Raw genomic sequence first — 3,303 nt, forward strand, 5'->3', positions numbered from 1 at the left:
TGACCGTTGCCGAGACCGACGCCATGTTCAGCGGGTTCATGCGGACCCCGCCCTGCCCGATCAGCGAGGCGAGAAGGCCGTCGAGGCCGACGACGTGGACGGGGCCGTCGCCATGAACGCCCGCTTCCACGCCAAGATCATGGAGCTCGCCGGCAACGCGGTCCTCGCCGAACTCGCCGCCCAGGTCGACCGGCGCGTGCGCTGGTACTACACGCCGGTGGCCCGTCGGCGCGGGCACCAGTCCTGGATCGAGCACCGCGAACTGATCGCCGCGGTCGCCGACCGGGACGAACAGCGCGCCACGCAGCTGATGCGCGCACACACCGAGCACACGCGGCGCTCGTACCACGCGCGTTCGCGTGCGTAGCGCCGCAGCGCGTTCGTAGTACCTCGGCCCGCCCTGCCTTGCTCTGCAAGGCGGGGCATTCGTCACCGCTCCTTTGTCCACTGAGTGGAAAAAGTAGGGGGCAATTCCTGCGCGACTTCTTCCCACCTCCGGCAGCCGCTGCTACGTTCCCTCCGAAAGCAAGCCACCGCGGTGGCGGGAAACCGGCGCGGACAGGCCGACCGAGGCGGGGAGGGGCTCGTGAGACGCATGACCGCACGACCCGGAAACGCCCACCAGGCCCGACTGCTCAAGCTGTTGCGTGACGGCGGCCCCAACTCCCGTGCCCAGCTGGGCGACCAGGTCGACCTCTCGCGGTCGAAGCTGGCCGTGGAGGTGGACCGGCTGCTGGAGACCGGGCTGGTCGTGGCCGACGGACTCGCCGCCTCGCGCGGCGGCCGCCGCTCCCACAACATCCGGCTCAACCCCGAGCTGCGCTTCCTCGGCGTCGACATCGGCGCGACCTCGGTCGACGTCGCCGTCACCAACGCCGAACTGGAGACCCTCGGACACCTCAACCAGCCCATGGACGTGCGCGAAGGCCCCGTCGCGGTCTTCGAGCAGGTCCTCGCCATGGCCGCGAAACTGAGGGCCTCCGGGCTCGCGGAAGGGTTCGACGGCGCCGGCATCGGCGTCCCGGGCCCGGTCCGCTTCCCCGAGGGCATCCCGGTGGCACCGCCGATCATGCCCGGCTGGGACGGCTTCCCCGTGCGGGAGGCGCTCAGCCAGGAACTCGGCTGCCCGGTCATGGTCGACAACGACGTGAACCTCATGGCGATGGGGGAGCAGCACGCGGGCGTCGCCCGCACCGTCGCCGACTTCCTCTGCGTCAAGATCGGCACCGGCATCGGCTGCGGCATCGTCGTCGGCGGTGAGGTCTACCGCGGTACGACGGGCAGCGCCGGCGACATCGGGCACATCCAGGCCGTCCCCGACGGCCGCCCCTGCGCCTGCGGCAACCGGGGCTGCCTGGAAGCCCACTTCAGCGGGGCGGCCCTGGCCCGCGACGCCGTGGAAGCCGCCCAGCAGGGGCTTTCGGCCGAACTGGCCTCGCGGCTGGAGACGAACGGCGGCCTCACCGCCGTCGACGTCGCCGCCGCGGCCGCCGCCGGTGACGCCACCGCCCTCGACCTGATCCGCGAGGGCGGCAACCGCACCGGCCAGGTCATCGCCGGCCTGGTCAGCTTCTTCAACCCGGGCCTGGTGGTGATCGGCGGCGGGGTCACCGGCCTCGGCCACACCCTGCTCGCCGCGATCCGCACCCAGGTCTACCGCCAGTCGCTGCCGCTGGCGACCGGCAACCTGCCCATCGTCCTGGGCGAGTTGGGCCCCACCGCCGGAGTGATCGGCGCGGCCCGGCTCATCAGCGATCACCTCTTCTCACCCGCGTAAGCACTGAGTTCAGTACCGCGTACCAGCACCGCGTCCTGCTTCGCCCTGCCCTGAAACCGGCCCGCACGCCCGCCAAGGGGACCTCATGGCACCAGAACCACCGCTGCTCAGCATGTCCGGCATCACCAAGTCGTTCCCCGGAGTCCGGGCCCTCGACGGCGTCGACCTCGACGTCCAGGCCGGCGAGGTGCACTGCCTGCTCGGCCAGAACGGGGCCGGCAAATCCACCCTCATCAAGGTGCTGGCCGGCGCCCACCAGCCCGACACCGGCGGGCTCCGCTGGCGCGGGGAGGAGGTCACGCTCCGCTCGCCGATCGCCGCCATGCGCCTCGGCATCGCCACCATCTACCAGGAACTCGACCTGGTGGAACATCTGTCGGTCGCCGAGAACGTCCATCTCGGGCATGAGCCGACCGCCGCGGGGTTCGTCGTCCGTGGGAAGACGGCCAGGGCTTCAACGGCCGCCCTGCTGAGTCGACTTGGGCATGCCGAGATCGATCCGGCCCGGCTCGTGGGGGAGCTGTCGGCGGCGCAGCAGCAGATCGTGTCCATGGCGCGGGCGCTCTCCCACGACGTGCGGCTCATCGTGATGGACGAGCCGTCCGCCGCCCTCGACCCGGACGAGGTCGACAACCTCTTCCGCATCGTCGGCGACCTGACCACGGCCGGAGTCGCCGTCGTCTACATCTCGCACCGCCTGGAGGAGATCCGCCGTATCGGTGACCGGGTGACGGTGCTCAAGGACGGACGGGCCGTCGCGCACGGGCTCCCCGCGAAGTCGACCCCGACCCGCGAGGTCGTCGCACTGATGACGGGCCGCAACGTGGAGTACGTCTTCCCGGACCGGCCCGTCTCCCCGCCGGTCGCCGAGCCCGTACTCAAGGTTCAAGGGTTGTCCCGGCAAGGGGAGTTCGAGCCGCTCGACCTGGAGGTCCGCCCGGGCGAGATCGTCGGCCTCGCCGGACTCGTCGGCTCGGGCCGCTCCGAGATCCTGGAGACCGTCTACGGCGCCCGCAAACCGACCGCCGGCCAGGTCACGGTCGATGGACGGGCGCTGCGGCCGGGCAGCGTCCGGGCCGCCGTCCGGGCCGGACTCGGACTCGCCCCCGAGGAACGCAAGGCGCAGGCCCTACTGATGCTGGAGTCCGTCACCCGCAACGTGTCGGTCTCCTCCATGTCCCGCTTCTCGCGCGGCGGCTGGATCGACCGGGGCGCCGAACTCGGCGCCGCCCGGGCCGCCACCCGCGAACTGTCACTCAGGCCGGACAACCCGTCCGTGCCCGTGCGCACCCTGTCCGGCGGCAACCAGCAGAAGGCCGTCCTGGCCCGCTGGCTGCTGCGCGGCTGCAAGGTGCTGCTGCTCGACGAACCCACCCGCGGCGTCGACGTCGGCGCCCGCGCCGAGCTCTACGCGGTCATCCGCCGGCTCGCCGACGAAGGCCTCGCCGTCCTGCTGGTCTCCAGCGAGGTGCCCGAGGTGCTCGGCCTCGCCGACCGCGTGCTGGTGCTGCGCGAGGGCCGGGTCG

Annotated in this window: 2 protein-coding genes and 1 pseudogene; all 3 read left to right on the forward strand. The window is 72.0% G+C overall.

Annotation, left to right across the window (positions count from 1 at the left end; all coding sequences use genetic code 11):
- Positions 1-67 precede the first annotated feature (67 nt).
- Positions 68-367: pseudogene (locus tag ABT116_RS41170) on the forward strand (FCD domain-containing protein); the annotation flags it as partial.
- A 228-nt stretch (positions 368-595) separates the two neighbouring features.
- Positions 596-1,777, forward strand: coding sequence for an ROK family transcriptional regulator (locus ABT116_RS41175; RefSeq protein ID WP_351645335.1), 1,182 nt, complete (start codon positions 596-598; stop codon positions 1,775-1,777).
- 85 nt (positions 1,778-1,862) lie between these two features.
- A partial coding sequence (locus ABT116_RS41180) for a sugar ABC transporter ATP-binding protein (RefSeq protein ID WP_351645339.1) occupies positions 1,863-3,303 on the forward strand: 1,441 nt, incomplete at its 3' end.

Origin of the sequence: Streptomyces sp. NPDC002130 (assembly GCF_040296465.1) — a bacterium.
Taxonomy (GTDB): Bacteria; Actinomycetota; Actinomycetes; order Streptomycetales; family Streptomycetaceae; genus Streptomyces.